The sequence below is a fragment of the Saprospiraceae bacterium genome, assembly GCA_026129545.1.
Taxonomy (GTDB): domain Bacteria; phylum Bacteroidota; class Bacteroidia; order Chitinophagales; family Saprospiraceae; genus M3007.
This window is the reverse complement of the sequence record JAHCHX010000001.1, coordinates 1,993,257-2,009,365: the sequence shown is the minus strand read 5'-3', so window position 1 is coordinate 2,009,365 and position 16,109 is coordinate 1,993,257. Positions and strand designations below refer to the sequence as shown.

The following is a 16,109-nucleotide window of genomic DNA, read 5'->3' as shown; positions in this document are numbered from 1 at the left end:
AACCAGCAACCAACAACCAGCAACCAACAACCAGCAACCAACAACCAGCAACCAACAACCAACAACGAAAAAAATGTCACTCGGCAACCGCATTGCAGCAGAATTAAGAGGCGACCGCACCATCTGGATGATTATCGCCGTGCTGAGCCTCTTCAGCCTGCTGGCCGTGTATTCGGCCTCGGGGTGGGAGGCATGGCGCTCGCGCGGTGGCAACACGACGGTGATGTTCGTGTCGCACCTCGTGCGGCTGGCGTTCGGGTTGTTCATCATCTATATGTGCCATTTGCTGCACTATCGGCAGTATCAGCGTGTGGCACCGATATTGATTTTAGCCGCCATTCCCCTATTGACATTTACCTTATTCTATGGTGAAAACATCAATGATGCCAATCGTTGGCTCAACATCGCTGGGTTTAGTTTTCAACCTTCCGAGTTTGCCAAAATTGCGTTGCTCATCTATATCGCCAAAGAACTGACACGCAAGCAAGACTACATCAGCAGTTTCAAACAAGCCTTTTTGCCGATCATCGTCCCGGTGTTGATTGTCTGCGGGCTAATTGCTCCCGCTAACCTTAGCACTGCCGTGTTATTGTTTTTCACTTGTTTGTTGTTGATGTTTATAGGGCGAGTGAGCTGGAAGTACATTTTTCTATTGGGTCTATTGGGGATGGTTGTGTTTGCTGGTTTGCTTGCAGTGGGCAAGCTCTATCCCGATTCCGGCCTCGTACGGGTGGACACTTGGGTATCGAGGGTGCAAGAATTTCTGCATAGCGAGGACGGCGGCTTTCAGGTGCAACAAGCCAAAATCGCCATTGCCAAAGGTGGGGTCATCGGCGAAGGCCCCGGCAATAGCATCATTCGCAATTTTTTGCCATACGCCCATGCCGACTTCATCTATGCGATTATCTGCGAGGAGTATGGGCTGTTGGGTGGCACCGTCGTACTTGTGCTCTATGTGATGTTGTTTCTGCGGAATGTGAAGCTCGTGACCCAAAGCCCCAAGGCATTCGGTGCTTTTCTCGCTATTGGTCTTAGCCTGATGCTGACTGTGCAAGCATTGGCCAATATAGCCGTCAATGTCAATCTCGTGCCAGCCACTGGCCTCACGCTGCCTTTGATTTCTATGGGTGGCACCAGTATGCTGTTCACCTGTGTGGCGCTTGGGATGATATTGAGCGTGAGCAAGTACATAGAATCTTTGGAGTAAATGATAAATGATGAACTTTTTTTAATGACCCTCAATGCCCCTCAATGACCTTAATGACGAATGACGAAATGACGAATAACAATAAACAACTGCGAATTTTAATCACTGGCGGCGGCACGGGAGGCCATGTGTTCCCGGCTATCGCTATCGCGGACGCTATCAAAAAGTTGCGACCCAATGCGGAGTTTCTATTCGTCGGTGCGAACGGGAAAATGGAAATGGAGCGCGTGCCACAAGCCGGCTATGCCATAGAGGGATTGAGCATAGCAGGGTTTCAAAGAAACCTGAGTGTCAGGAACTTGGCCTTCCCCTTCAAACTACTGACAAGCCTGTGGAAAGCACGCAAAATTGTTCGTCATTTCCAGCCTGATGTAGTGATAGGAACAGGTGGGTATGCCAGTGGCCCAGTAATGCGAGCTGCACAACGGGCAAGCATCCCGACGCTGATACAAGAGCAAAATTCATATGCGGGCATCACCAATAAAATTTTGGGTAAAAAAGCCTCCGCAATTTGTGTGGCCTACGACAAGATGGAGCAGTTTTTCCCTGCGGAGAAAATCGTGTTCACGGGAAACCCGGTGCGCTCCGATATTTTGGATTTGAATGGCAAGCGTGAGGAAGGCCTGAAGCACTACGGGCTTGACGCCACCAAAAAGACGCTCGCCGTCATTGGAGGCAGTTTGGGCGCGCGGACACTGAACGAAGCCATGCGCGACAACACCAAGTTTTTGGAAAAATACGATGGCATTCAAGTGCTGTGGCAATGCGGCAAGTTCTACGAATACGAGTTTGGCGAAAGCGATACGGCGAAGCTGCCCAACGTCCAACTCCGCACCTTCATTGACCGGATGGATTTGCTCTACGCGGCGGCAGATGTCATCGTTTCTCGTGCAGGCGCACTGACCATCAGCGAATTGTGTCTTGTCGGGAAACCAGCAGTGCTCGTCCCGTCGCCCAACGTGGCGGAAGACCACCAGACCAAAAACGCCCTCGCACTCGTGGAAAAAGGCGCCGCCCGCCTCGTCCGCGACGCCGAGGCAAACGAGAAAATGCTGCAAGAAGCCCTTTTGATTTTGGAAAACGAAGCCCTCGCCTTCAGCCTCAGCGAAAGCATCCGGCAATTGGGCCGGCCCAACGCGGCGGAGGCGATAGCGCGGGAGGTCATAAAATTGGTTGATAAAAGTTGATGAGGGTTGATAAGGGTTGATGACGTAGAGTGTACGCGATATATCAACCTTCATAAACCTTATCAACTCTAATCAACAAAAAAATAAAAACATGAAAATCAAACTCTTAATTCTCTTTTCCATCGTCGCGATGGCTGCCTGCCAACCCGCCAACGACAAAAACCCCGCCCTGCTTGGCCAATGGCAAGGCACGGAGTGGCTCATCTTCGACAAGCCTTCGGGCATGGATGCTTCACAAGTGCATTTTGAATTCAAAGACGACGGCACTTACACGGCCTCTTTTGGCAATCAAAATCAAAGCGGCGTTTGGCGCACCGAGAAAGACAAACTCTACACCACCGAAACAGGCAAAAAAGAAATCATGGTAAAACTCCTCAACGCTGACGGCGCAAGCCTTGACTTCGAAATGAATCGCGGCGGGCAAAAAGAGACTTTGAAACTGGTGAAAAAATAGGTTGATAAGGGTTTATGAAGTTGATAAAGGTTGATAACGTAGAGTACGCTGTGAATTATCAACCTTCATCAACCTAATAAACCTTCATAAACAGAAGCAAATGAATTTCGACGACATAAAACGCATCTACTTCATCGGCATCGGCGGCATCGGAATGTCGGCACTGGCGCGCTACTTCAAAATGCACGGCGCGGAAGTGCATGGCTACGACCGCTCCGAAACCGACCTGACCCGCGCGCTGGCCGCCGAAGGGATGCACGTGCATTATGACGACGATGTGAGTTTTATTCCCGACCATGTTGATTTAGTGGTGTTTACCCCCGCCGTGCCGAAAGACCATGCCGAGTTGAACTGGTTTTTGGAACACGGATTTCCAGTGAAAAAACGCGCCGAAGTGCTCGGCATCATCAGCCAAGCGAAACGCTGCATCGCCATCGCCGGCACGCACGGCAAGACGACCACGAGCACCATGACCGCACACCTGCTCCGTGCTTGCGGCGTGGACGCGACGGCCTTCGTGGGCGGTATTTCGCTCAATCTCGGCAGCAATTTCGTGGAAGGCGCCAGCGATTGGGTCGTGGTGGAAGCCGATGAGTACGACCGCTCGTTCCTGCACCTGCATCCCGAAGTCGCCGTGTTGAACTCGCTCGACCCCGACCACTTGGACATCTACGGCACGCCGGAAGCAGTGGTGGAATCGTACAAGCAATTCGTCCGCCAAATCAAACCCGGCGGCAAGCTCATTTACCGGCACGGCCTCCCGCTCGACGATGTGGCGAGGGAACTCGTCGCCAGCGGTCGCCATGTGTTCACCTTCGGCATCGAAGAAGGTTACTACGAAGCCTACAACGTCCATGTCGCGGATGGGCAGATGGCCTTCGGCCTCAAGTCGAGCATCGTGGACTGGAGCGATTTGCGACTCAATTACCCCGGCCTGCACAATGTGCTGAATGCGACGGCAGCCATCGCGGCCACGCTCGCGGCAGGCGGTTTTACGCCGGAGTTACCCGTCGCGTTGGCCGATTTTAAAGGCGTGAAGCGCCGCTTCGAGACCATTTTCAAAAATGAAAAAACAGTGTACGTGGACGATTACGCCCACCATCCCGCCGAACTCGAAGCCGTTATCGGCGCAGCCAAGATGCTCTGGCCAACGCGCAAAGTCACTGGCATTTTCCAACCGCACCTCTACACCCGTACCCGCGATTTTGCCGAAGGCTTTGCAGCGGCATTGGACAGGCTGGACGAATGCATCCTGCTCGACATTTATCCTGCCCGCGAACTGCCGATTCCCGGCGTGACGTCGGCGATGATTGCAGGTTTGATGAAAAACAAAAACGTGACCCTGACCAGCAAAGCCGAATTGCTGAATGTCCTGAAAACCAAAGATTTGGAAGTGTTGATGACAATGGGCGCGGGGGATATTGATACGATGATTGAACCGATAAAATCACTTGTTTCCCACCGATAAATCGGTGGGCTGAAAATAAAAATGAAGTCTGCAGGACTTTTTCAAAGAAGAAAACGACAAAATGCTAAAAGTGCCACATCTCCGCTACGACCGCATCGCTTGGGTGGTTTTCATCTTGGTGGTCGTCCTCGTGCTCTTCTCGGCCATCCGCCGGAAGAAGGATGCCTTTGCCGAAGGGCTGCGGGTGGAAGTGGTGCCGTTGGCGAGTGGCGACAAACTGATTAGCGAGCGCGACGTGCGGCAGGCGCTGTTGCTGGCTTTTGGCAATACTCTTGAAAACACCGAACTCAGCCGACTCGAAGTGGAACGCATGGAGCGTGTGCTGGAGCAAGACCCCTTCATTCTGGATGCCGAGACCTACATAGACCAAAAGAACATACTGCACATCAAAGTGAAACAGCGCGAACCCGTGGTGCGTGTGCTCGACAACAACGGCGGCAACTATTACATGGATAAAAACGGCGTGAAAATGCCGCCCTCCAAAAACTTCGCCGCCCGAGTGCTGGTGGCCACTGGCAACGTGTCGCCATACACCCCCAAGTTTTGGGAAGGCAAGCGCAGCACCCTCAAAGACCTTTTTGCCCTGACCCAAACCCTGCTGGCCGACGAGTTTTTGGCATCGTTCATCCAGCAAATCCACGTCAACAACGCGGGCGAATTCATCCTCGTGCCGCTTGTGGGCGACCAAAGAATCGAACTGGGAAGTACGCGGAAATTGGACGACAAACTGCGGCGACTGAAGATTTTTTACCAAGAAGGAATGCCATACGCAGGGTGGCGGGTGTATGAAACAATTAATTTGAAATATAATGGGCAGGTGGTGTGTCGGCGGTAGTTGATAAGAGTTGATGAAGGTTTATGAGGTTGATAACGTAGAGTACACCGCGATTCATAAACATATTGAAAGGTTGATAAGAGTTGATGAAGGTTTATGAGGTTGATAACGTAGAGTACACCGCGATTCATAAACATATTGAAACGTTGATAAGAGTTGATGAAGGTTTATGAGGTTGATAACGTAGAGTACACCGCGATTCATAAACTTTTATCAACCCTCATCAACCCTCATCAACCCTCATCAACCCTCATCAACCCTCATCAACCCTCATCAACGCTCATCAACGCTCATCAACGCTCATCAACCCTCATCAACCCTCATCAACGCTCATCAACCCTCATCAACCCTCATCAACCCTCATCAACCTTTTTTCATCAACAAAAAATTTTAACACGATGCAATATACCTATGCCTTCGAAAAAATGACCGTCTGGCAAATCGCGCGGCAGGTGGTGAAATTGATTTATTTAAAAACAAAAAATTTCCCAAAAGAAGAACTGTTTGGCGCGACCAGCCAGATTCGACGAGCCGGAATTTCCATCTGCTGCAATTTGGCAGAAGGCAGCGCGAGAATCAACCCGCCCGACCAAAACCGTTTTTACGAAATCGCCTTCGGAAGTGCGGTGGAGGTTGTCAACTTGTTGATTATCTGCAATGATTTGGAGTACCTCTCTGACGAAGATTACGCTTTGGTTCGCACCGAGACGGAAAAATTAACTTATCAAATCAACAACCTCAGCGGAAAAAAGCCACCGGGCTGATGAAAGTTGATAAAGGGTTTATGAAGGTTAATGATGACGTAGAATACACCGCGATTTATCAACCTTTATAAACCTTCATCAACATTTTTATCAACAATTTTTTTTGAAACAAAAATTTTAAAAATACCTTTGCTGACGGAAAAGAGTTTCGTGCCGGGAGCGAAGGGTTGAGAAAACAAACCGAGACTCAAACAATCTAGGATTGGTCGGTAGAAATTTGAAAAAAGTCAGGAAGGGCAAGTGAATCAACCCTTATCAACTTTTATCAACCTTCATCAACCTTTTCCAACCACTTAAACAGAAACGTTATGACGGAATTACTCCCACAACCCCATGATGTTGTAGTTGCCCTCGACATTGGCACCACAAAAGTCTGCTGCCTCGCAGGCCGCAAAAACACACACGGCAAACTCGAGATCATCGGCATCGGCAAAGTCGAAAGCGCAGGCGTGCTGCGCGGCGTGGTCTCGAACATCGAAAAAACCGTGAACGCCATCCGCGAAGCCGTCGAAATCTGCGAGCGCAACGCCCGCATGAAATTTCGCTCGGTTCATGTCGGCATCGCAGGCCAGCACATCAAAAGCCTCCAGCACCGGGGCATCCTCACCCGCGAGAGCGACCACACCGAAATCGCCCGCCGCGACATTGACCGGCTGGTGAACGACATGTTCAAACTCGTGCTGCCGCCCGGCGACAAAATCATTCACGTCTTCCCGCAAGAGTTCACCGTGGACTCCGAGCAGGGCATCACCGACCCCGTCGGGATGTGCGGCGTGCGATTGGAAGCCAACTTCCACATCATCACCGGCCAAATCACGGCCATCAACAACATCTACCGCTGCATCGAGAAAGTCGGCCTCAAAGTCGCCGACCTCACCCTCGAACCCATCGCCAGCGCCGACGCCACCCTCTCCGAAGAGGAAAAACAGGCAGGCGTGGCGCTCGTGGACATCGGCGGCGGCACCACCGACATCACGATTTTCCACGAAGGCATCATCCGCCACACGGCGGTCATCCCCTTCGGCGGCAACGTCATCACAGCCGACATCAAAGAAGGCTGCACCGTGATGCAGCCGCAGGCCGAAAAACTTAAAGTCAAATTCGGCTCCGCCCTCGCCAACGAGGTGTTCGACAACCGCATCATCACCATCCCCGGCCTCAAAGGGCGCGACCACAAGGAAATCAGCGAGAAAAACCTCGCCCGCATCATCCAAGCGCGCATGGAGGAGGTGCTCGACTATGTGCTTTGGGAAATCCGGCGCAGCGGCTACGAACGCAAACTCATCGGCGGCATCGTGCTCACCGGCGGCGGCGCGCTCATGGCGCACTCTGAAAAACTCACCGAATTCCACACCGGCATGACCTGCCGCATCGGTGTCCCGGTGGAGCATCTCGCGCACGGCTACCACGAAAAAGTCAACAGCCCGATTTTCAGCACAGGCATCGGCCTGCTGCTGCGCGGCTTGCAGGACATCGAGCCGGGCAACGGCCAACCCGCTGACGGACAACCCGTTTCCGACGACAACAGCGAACTGTCCAATGTTTCAGAAGAAAAAGGCCCGTCGTGGTTCGACACCGTTTTCAAAAAGACCAAGGAGTGGTTCGAGGCCGAACCCGATTTGGATTTTGAAAGAAAAAAATAAGTTGATGAAGGTTGATAAAGGTTTATAAGAGTTGATAAACGCGGCACACTCTACGCTTATCAACCTTCATAAACCCTCATCAACCCTCATCAACTCAAATTTGATAACTCACTCAAATTCAAAATATCATGTTATTTGATCTTCCGAAGGATGAACCTTCAATCATAAAAATCATCGGCGTAGGCGGCGGCGGTTCGAACGCAGTCACCCACATGTACAAACAAGGCATCGTTGGCGTGGACTACGCCATTTGCAATACCGACGCACAGGCCATGAATCTCAGCCCCGTGCCGACCAAAATCTCGCTCGGCCAACTCCTCACCGAAGGACGCGGCGCGGGCAGCAAACCCTCAGTGGGCAAACAAGCCTGCATCGAGAGCCTCGACGAAATCAAACGTTTCCTCGAAGACGGCACCAAGATGGTGTTCATCACCGCAGGCATGGGCGGCGGCACCGGCACCGGCGCGGCGCCCATCATCGCCAAAGCGGCTCAGGAACTCGGCATTTTGACCGTCGGCATTTGCACTTTACCCTTCACGTTTGAGGGCAAAATCCGTGTCGGCAACGGCATGGAAGGCTTGGAAGAATTGCGCAAAAACGTTGATTGCCTTGTCATTATCTCCAACGACAAACTGCGCGACATCTTCGGCAACCTCAGCATTTCGGCGGCTTTCGCCGAGGCGGACAACATCCTCTGCACCGCCGCCAAAGGCATCGCCGAAATCATCACCGTGCCCGGCTACGTCAACGTGGACTTCGAGGATGTGAACACCACGATGCGCGGCTCCGGCGTCGCTATCATGGGCACGGCCTGCATCGAAGGTGAGAACCGCGCCTTCCGCGCCGCCGACGAAGCCCTGCGTTCGCCGCTGTTGGAGGACAACGACATCTACGGCGCGAAAAACATTCTGGTCAATATCACCTCCGGCGCGAAAGAGGCGACGATGGACGAGATTTTTGAAATTACGCAATTTGTGCAGGAAAAAGCGGGCGAAAACGCCAACCTCATCTGGGGCAACTGCTTCGACGAGCGTCTGGGCGAAAAACTCGCCGTCACCATCATCGCCACAGGCTTTGAGGTGAGCGAGCGCCGTGTGCCCGGCCAAGTAACGCCGCTGCGTCAGGCCAATCCGCACGAGCGCCAAGTCGTTCACCTCGACGATGAGGCTTCTGGAAAAAAGAACCAGCCTTCTCTCTTTACGATTACGTCCGATGAGCCGTACGCCCCGGTGGACGAGAAGGCTGCCAGCGCGCTCGAATTCGAGTTCGACAACATCCGGGAGACGGTGGACAAAATCCGCCGCACGACACCTGTCAACAGCGACCCCTACCTCCGCCAGCCGGAGGACGACGAAATATCGCCGGAAGAACGCCGCCGCCGCATCGAAGAGGCGCAGCGTCGCCGCCAAGAGGCGCTCAACCGCCCCATCAACGTGGTGAAACTCAATTCGCCGCAGACGATTATCGAACTGGAAAATCAACCGGCTTACCTCCGCAAGAGCATCAATCTCGACGATGTGCCTGATTCGGAGCAGCCCGAAATGTCCAACTGGACCATTTCACTCGAAGAAGAAGGCGAAATCCGCGTGGGCGGGAATTCGTATTTGCACGATAATGTGGATTAAAAGGTTGCAGGGTTACAAGGTTTCATGGTTTCAGGGTTGGGGACAACCTTGTAACCTTGAAACCCTGCAACCTTGAAACCTCAAAAAGATTATTTCTGCTAAGTGGTAGCGGCCTCGGTGTGTGGGACACCGGGCCGCTTTTTGTTTGTACAGAACATTTTATTCCCGTTTTTTTACAAAAATAGTTATCCTTGCCGTGACAACTCATTAACCAAGTCGCCAGATTTCCCGTGTCTCCCGCATCGTATTTTATACCTGCTGTATGCCTGATTTTTAATGCTGCGATGACGCTCCATGCGCAGCACCAGTTTCGCCATGCCGAAATATTTGGTAAAGAAACCGGGCTTGATGGAGTAAGCAGTATTGCACAGGACAACGAGGGGTTCTTTTGGGTTGGTACTTGGGATGGCCTGTGCCGGTTCGATGGCCTTCACGCCCGGAAGGTTTATTTTAAGCCGGAGGAAAACCTGATTTTCAACTCTATCTCCGCCCTTGTTTTTGATACGGCCGCCAATACACTTTGGATCTGCTCCGGAGAGGGCATCTGTTGGTATAACCTGCATACCAAAGCTGTGGAGTGTTTCGACCCGACCCAATATTTTCCCCCTAATGAAGTGGACAGAGGCAATGAATGTATTTTTCAGGACAGACAAGGCGACTGGTGGGGAGATTTTAATTCGATGGGCTTAACACGTTTTATGCACCGTGAGAAAAAAGCAGAGCGATTTGTGGTCTCCCAGTCGCAATTGCCGGTCGCCGGTATTTTTTCACTTGCCAATACCGTGATGTCTGTGACGCAGGACGCGCTGCACGACTCTATCATTTGGGCGGGGACCAGACACGGCTTAATTCGGGTGAACAAGTTCGCCAATACCATGCAGTATTTCAGGTATGAATCTCCGAATGTCGCGCTGGAAGAGGTCTCTAATGCGATGATATGCCTCTTGTCGCATGCCAACGGGCGGCTCTATATCGGAACCTGGAATGGCGGATTGCTCGAATTCAATCCGGCTACCCGTCAATTCCGGCAGTATTTACCCGATGCGGGCAAATTTGACCTGAACAATCGCAACAACAGAATTTATAGTTTGCTCGATGACGGCCCTGCTGCAATATGGGTTGGTAGTGGAATCGGGATTTGCAGATTCGATATTTCGAAAGGAGAGTTTGTCCTTGTAAAAAAAGACGCTGCATTGCATTATCGGGATAAAAAGGGCAATTATTGGGGCTTCAAACAAGGTTTGTTTCGTTATGACAGGTTCAAAAATCAGGTGCCCGTCATACCTACTCCTCCCGGCGAGATTAAAAAAATCAGGACGGATAACGAGGGGAAGGAGACTTATCTGAAAAAATATGGCCAGCCGGGAGTGCTGGCATTGGACCCGGTCAGGCAAAATATCCGGGAGCTTCCTTTCCCTCAAAACAAGGGAACACCTACGGACGGCTCGGTGCTGGAGTTGACATCTATGGGTTTGCTGGCCAACGACATGGAGCAACTATATCTTTTGCCAAAAGGCGCTAACAGCTTCGTGGCCATGGACTTTCAACTGCCTGCGGATGCGGGGTGGTTCAATTCCATGGCGCTGCCCGACGGTGGGGCAGTGATTAGCGGTATGCGTGGGTTTCTCATACATTTTAAGCCGGGTAATAGCAAACCGGATGTGTATCCCCCGGAAGTGGTTGGTGGAGGGGCGACGGGATTATCGGACGAATTTTACGTATGTGCCACTGACCAATGGGGGCGTGTGTGGTCGCGTGCTTCGGGCGGATTTGTCATTTTCGATGCACGCACCCGCCAATTTCATCGTATTGCTTATCAAAATATACCCGACAAAATTTTTTCCGATATCCGGGATTTTTGCTCCGATAATAAAGGACGTATGTGGTGCATCAGCCCAACGGAGCTGGGCTGGCTGGATGTTGCGCACCCGGAGCTGGGCATTCAAAAAAGGTACGACGCTTCCAATGGTTTCAGATTTAATGGAAACAGGTGTCTGCTTGTTCATCAGGACGGGTCAGTTTGGTTTCATTGTCCCAAAGGGTTGGTCCGGTTCTCTCCTGACGACGAGACGTATAAAATTTTTCCGACTGGCAGCAGTGTCATGGGGTTCTTAACCGATGGGAAGCTGTGTTTTCGAGCTCACAGCGCAGGGATAAGCATTGTTCACCCTGATTCCCTTCGCGCTGACACGTCGCCGCCCTGTCCTTACGCCGCCTGGTTCAAAGTTCTGGACAAAGAAAAACCTCTTTTGGGCAATCTTTTCACTCCCAATGAGATACGCCTTGCTTCGCACGAAAACTTCATTTCCATTGGGTTCTCTGCGCTCGGCTTTTTTAGGCAAGCGGACTACCAGTTTGCTTATCAACTCGTGGGCGTGAACGACGATTGGGTGAATGCCGATGCCGACAATTTGGTGGCGGCTTATACTGCACTCGATGGCGGCGACTATGTGTTTCGCCTGAAAGTCCGCGACGCTACCGGACGCTGGAGCGAGCAGCCTTACGAGCTGCGAATCCATATCGCCACGCCCTGGTATCGCAGCTGGCCAGCCTGGCTTTTGTACGCCGGCCTGATGGCGCTGGCTGCCCGGCTTTGGCTGCGCAACCGCGACCGGCAATTGCTCATGCAACAAAAACTCCGCGAGGAAAAGCGCGAAGCGGAACGGCTGAAAGAACTGGACAATTTCAAAAACCAGTTTTTCACAAACATCACCCACGAATTCCGCACACCGCTCACGGTGATTCTCGGTATGGCAGGAGAATTGGAAGCGGAGACAAAAATGGGTCAAACCGCGCAGGAACTGCAATCGGCCATACAACGCTCCTTAGCTCCCATCCGACGCAACGGGCAGCGATTGCTCGAGCTGGTCAATCAAATGTTGGCCCTCGCCCGACTCGATGCAGGCAATTTGCCCGTGCAGATGCTGCGCGGCGATCTGATGAACCACTTGCACATATTCGTAGAAGCCTTCCATTCGTACGCTGTGTCGCAAAAAATCGGACTTCAGGTCCATACCGACCCAGAGTCTTTTGAGATGGATTTCGACCCCGAATTATTGCAGCGCATTGTCAGCAACCTGATTTCCAATGCCTTGAAATTTACGGAAGAATATGGCAACGTGCTTGTCACTGCCAAAGCGGTAACGGAACAGGGACAGGGAGAACAACTGCTGTTGGAAGTGCGCGACACTGGCACAGGTATTCCCGCGGAACAAATCCCGCACATTTTCGACCGCTTTTATCAGGGCAACGCTGCGCCTTTGCGGGGAGAAGAAAGTTCGGGTATCGGCCTGGCACTGGTGAAAGAAATTGTCACACTACTGCACGGTCGTATCGAGGTAGCCAGCAAAGTCGGGCGCGGCAGCATTTTCCGGGTTTGGCTGCCAGTGACGCGGAACGCGGAACCAGAAGCCGGGCCTCAAATCTCCATGCTCATTCCTCCTGTTGCCCTCAGCCTGCTAAAAGAAGCCGACGAAATGGCTGAAAGCGCCAAGCCGCTCGCGTTGGTCATAGAAGACAACGCCGACGTGTTGGATTATATCCGCGCTTGCCTGCTCCCGGCGTGGGAGGTGGTCACTGCCCGGAACGGAACGACGGGGCTCGCGCTCGCTCAGGAAAAATTGCCCGACGTGATTATCAGCGACGTGATGATGCCCGGCATGGATGGCTTTGCGCTGACCGAAGCGCTCAAATCGGATTTACGCACGAGCCACATCCCGATTTTGTTGCTCACGGCAAAATCTACACGGGCGGATATTCTCGAAGGTCTTTCAAAAGGCGCGGACGATTACCTCGTAAAGCCTTTTGACAAAGCCGAATTGTTATTCCGTTTGCGCAATTTTCATTTGCAACAACTGCGCTGGCAAAATCGCCCCGCCGAACCCGAAGCCCCCGACCCGCTCCCCCCTACCGAACGGGCTTTTTTGAATAAAGTGGATGCTGCCATCGAAACGCACTTGGATGAAACAGATTTCAGGTCTGAACATTTGGCGCGTGCCGTGACGATGAGCCGGGTGCAGCTGCACCGCAAACTGACAGCGCTGGCTGGCATTTCCACTGGTCTGTACATTCGCCGCTACCGGCTGCTACGGGCGAAACATTTCTTGACTACGACAGATTTGACGGTTTCCGAAGTCGCATGGAAAGTTGGTTTTGAAAACCTGTCGTGGTTTTCTCAAGCCTACCGGGAAGAGTTTGGAGAAAGCCCGCGTGATGCTCGCAAACAGTAGCATCTCTTATTCACGCAACACACAAGAACCTGTTTTTCAATCTCTTGCAGCGCACTATTTCATCGTTGATGTAACAATGCCCACACTTTTTTTTGTCGGAACTAAAGTTTATGAAATCCTGACTAAATTCGAGGGGATAGGCCGGGGAATACATTTGAGCCATATTTATACTTCGCGCCACCAAGTTCTGGGCATGGCTGCAATCGCAATCTGTTCAAAATCTGGGAGAGCAATCATGAGCATCTGACAAATCCCGAAGAATCAAGGTATAATTTCATCACAAAATCTGGCCTATGAAACATTCTTTCACCTTTCTCATCCTCTGCCTTTCGCTCGCCCTCAAAGCCCAAAACGACACCTGGGCCTACTTCGCCCCTTCGCCCAACCCGACCTGCCAAGCGGCACGAGGCAACAACATCCTCGTAGGAACCATCGGTGCAGGCATCGTGCGTTTCGATACGCTGGGCAACCGCACTGTACTGAACACCGCCAATTCGGCCTTGCCATCTGACACCATCACTTACCTCGTCATAGACGCCGCGGAAAACTGGTGGATGATTCAAGCCAACGGCATCAGTCGTTTTGACGGGGTCAACGTACAAACCTGGACACCGGAGCAAATGGGGTTGTCCGCCTTTACATTGATACGCGAAATGAAAGCCGCGCCCGACAGCAGTATGTATGCTGTTACCGACAACGGTGTGGCGATTTTCAAGAACGGCGCTTGGTCGGTATTGAATACCTCCAATTCGGGACTGCCGACCAACAACGTCTGGGATGTGGCTTTCGGCCCCGACGGAAAACGCTATTTCGCCACAACTGGTAGCGGGGTCGTTATTCAAGATGGCAGCAACTGGACTTCCTATACCACGGCCAATACTGGAATTACCCTTTTTAATAACGTATTTTCTGTGGCATTTACAACGGAAGGGGTCCTTTGGGCTGTCGGGGGGACAGCGCCTTTTACCGCAATCCGGCTCGCTAAATTTGAAGCCGGGACCTGGTCAGCTCTTACGCCTGCCAATATCGGTATGACTCCGCCGGTGATTTTTAGAAAACTGACAGCCGGTAGCGCAGGCCAGCTTTTTATGACTACTTCTTCCACCGTTTCCATCTTGAAGCAAGGCACCTGGACACATTATCGTGAGCAGGAAATCGGTTGTGTTAAAAGTTCAGAGATTGCACCGGTCGAGGACGGGGCAGGACGTATATGGGTGCACACCACCTGTCAGTTGGCCCGCTTCGACGGTCAAACATGGCAAGGATTGAGTTTGGGTTTGCCCGGCCCGCCCGATGGCATCCTGTTCGACGGTATCGCCGAGGGCACTGACGGCAGCATCTGGTTCGGCACCTACGAAGGAGGATATATCACACGCCTGAAAAACGACGATTCCTGGGAGCAATTCCACCCTACAAATTATGGCACAACCAATCGCAATGTGACCAGCGTACAGGCCGCTCCCGGCGGACAGATGTGGTTTGGTCTCGAAAATAGCGAAATACTGCGTTATGTCAACGGCGAATGGACCTTTTTCGACACCTGTGCTGTCCAATTCCCCGGCCATTTTGTCGTTAACGCAGCCGCTGCGCCCAACGGCGACCAATGGTTCTCCTTCGCGCTATTGTCAGGGCAAGGCTTCTTCGGCTTAGCTCGTTACAGCGCTGATGGACAGTGGCAATTCTTTTCTGCTGCGAATGCTCCTTTGACCAATTGTTATATTCGGAAAATAATTTTTGAAGCCGACGGGACGGCGTGGTTTGCCACCACCTATAACGGAATACTTCGCTATAACGGCGCTGTCTGGGAATCCCTCACCGTCAGCAACTCCGGGCTGCCCAGCAACAAGGTTTATTACATAGACCAAGCGCCTGATGGCGCCATCTGGGCTTGTACGGAGTCTGGCCTGGCCCGCTACGATGGTCAAAACTGGACTACGCTCAACAGCGCCAATTCAGGCTTGCCTTCCGATGTGATATCGAGGGTCGCTTTCGACAAGGCTGGCGGTATGTACGTGGGTTATCCCCGCCCCGGTTTGCTCCCGACTGTAGCCGAATTGCGCGGCGGCACCTGGACTGAACTGATGCCGCTCATGCTGCTTCCCGGGCAAAATTTCAGTTACAATGAACCGGATGCCTTTATCGTGGACAGCCAAAACCGGCTCTGGTTTTCCGAGTTCTTCAATCCCGGAGTATTTCGCTACGACCCGATGCTGGTGAACACCGACGACATGTTTTCATCGAAAAAGCAAATTCATATTTTTCCCAATCCTGCTTCCAGTGTGATTTATCTGGAAATATCCGATTGGGAAAACCAACAAATTCAACTCCGCGTGACGGACACTTTTGGACGGCTAATATTCCATCAAAAACCAACTTCAAATGCCGGTGTGCTGACGCTCGAACTGCCGACCGACTGGCCTACGGGCATTTATTGCCTCGAAGCCCTGAACGAAAAAGGCGAGCGTCGAATCGGGCGTTTTGTGCGTGCGGCGAAGTGATGTTTTTTCTTTTCCCCAAAATGAAAGTGGCTTCCGTGTCATACGCGGAGGCCGCTTTTTTGTGCCGCCAACCTTTAGTTGGTGATTTGTGTAACACCAACTTTTTTTCGCCCTGCTTGGTCTTCCCCCGCCTTCCCGAAGTCTCGGGATGTCTTTTGACCAAGCGCCCGCCGCGTGAGATGTTTCAAAAAAACCTATT

General features: G+C 52.1%; 11 protein-coding genes. 10 read left to right on the top strand and 1 reads right to left on the bottom strand.

Annotated features, from left to right (window positions below; translation table 11 throughout):
* The first annotated feature begins 73 nt into the window (after window positions 1-73).
* The 8 genes from KIS77_07750 to ftsZ all read left to right on the top strand — a co-directional run bounded on the left by KIS77_07750 (window position 74) and on the right by ftsZ (window position 9,183).
* Entirely contained in the window at window positions 74-1,207 is a 1,134-nt protein-coding gene (locus KIS77_07750; protein ID MCW5922219.1) for an FtsW/RodA/SpoVE family cell cycle protein, read from the top strand.
* Between the two features lie 68 nt (window positions 1,208-1,275).
* Window positions 1,276-2,394 (top strand): undecaprenyldiphospho-muramoylpentapeptide beta-N-acetylglucosaminyltransferase, encoded by a 1,119-nt coding sequence (murG, locus tag KIS77_07745; protein ID MCW5922218.1) that lies wholly within the window; start codon window positions 1,276-1,278, stop codon window positions 2,392-2,394.
* A 91-nt stretch (window positions 2,395-2,485) separates the two neighbouring features.
* The gene (locus KIS77_07740; GenBank protein MCW5922217.1) at window positions 2,486-2,848 is read left to right on the top strand and encodes a lipocalin family protein; all 363 of its coding nucleotides are present in this window, start codon (window positions 2,486-2,488) and stop codon (window positions 2,846-2,848) included.
* Between the two features lie 100 nt (window positions 2,849-2,948).
* Window positions 2,949-4,316, top strand: a complete 1,368-nt coding sequence (locus KIS77_07735; GenBank protein MCW5922216.1) for a UDP-N-acetylmuramate--L-alanine ligase — start codon at window positions 2,949-2,951, stop codon at window positions 4,314-4,316.
* Between the two features lie 61 nt (window positions 4,317-4,377).
* Window positions 4,378-5,151, top strand: a complete 774-nt coding sequence (locus KIS77_07730) for a hypothetical protein (protein ID MCW5922215.1) — start codon at window positions 4,378-4,380, stop codon at window positions 5,149-5,151.
* Window positions 5,152-5,549: 398 nt separating this feature from the next.
* Window positions 5,550-5,915 carry a four helix bundle protein gene (locus KIS77_07725; GenBank protein ID MCW5922214.1) on the top strand — a complete coding sequence of 122 codons (366 nt, stop codon included), beginning with the start codon at window positions 5,550-5,552 and terminating at the stop codon, window positions 5,913-5,915.
* A gap of 308 nt (window positions 5,916-6,223) precedes the next feature.
* A complete protein-coding gene (gene ftsA / locus KIS77_07720; protein ID MCW5922213.1) occupies window positions 6,224-7,558 on the top strand; it encodes a cell division protein FtsA in 1,335 nt (444 codons plus the stop codon).
* Window positions 7,559-7,686: 128 nt separating this feature from the next.
* On the top strand, window positions 7,687-9,183 hold the full coding sequence (gene ftsZ / locus KIS77_07715) for a cell division protein FtsZ (GenBank protein ID MCW5922212.1): 1,497 nt from the start codon (window positions 7,687-7,689) through the stop codon (window positions 9,181-9,183).
* Window positions 9,184-9,368: 185 nt separating this feature from the next.
* Here the strand turns inward: ftsZ and KIS77_07710 are convergent, their stop codons facing one another.
* On the bottom strand, window positions 9,369-9,836 hold the full coding sequence (locus KIS77_07710) for a hypothetical protein (protein MCW5922211.1): 468 nt from the start codon (window positions 9,834-9,836) through the stop codon (window positions 9,369-9,371).
* Between the two features lie 45 nt (window positions 9,837-9,881).
* Between KIS77_07710 and KIS77_07705 the strand changes: the two genes are divergently transcribed.
* Both KIS77_07705 and KIS77_07700 read left to right on the top strand, forming a co-directional pair.
* Entirely contained in the window at window positions 9,882-13,412 is a 3,531-nt protein-coding gene (locus KIS77_07705) for a response regulator (protein ID MCW5922210.1), read from the top strand.
* 293 nt (window positions 13,413-13,705) lie between these two features.
* Window positions 13,706-15,910 (top strand): T9SS type A sorting domain-containing protein, encoded by a 2,205-nt coding sequence (locus tag KIS77_07700; GenBank protein MCW5922209.1) that lies wholly within the window; start codon window positions 13,706-13,708, stop codon window positions 15,908-15,910.
* The last annotated feature ends 199 nt before the right edge of the window (window positions 15,911-16,109 follow it).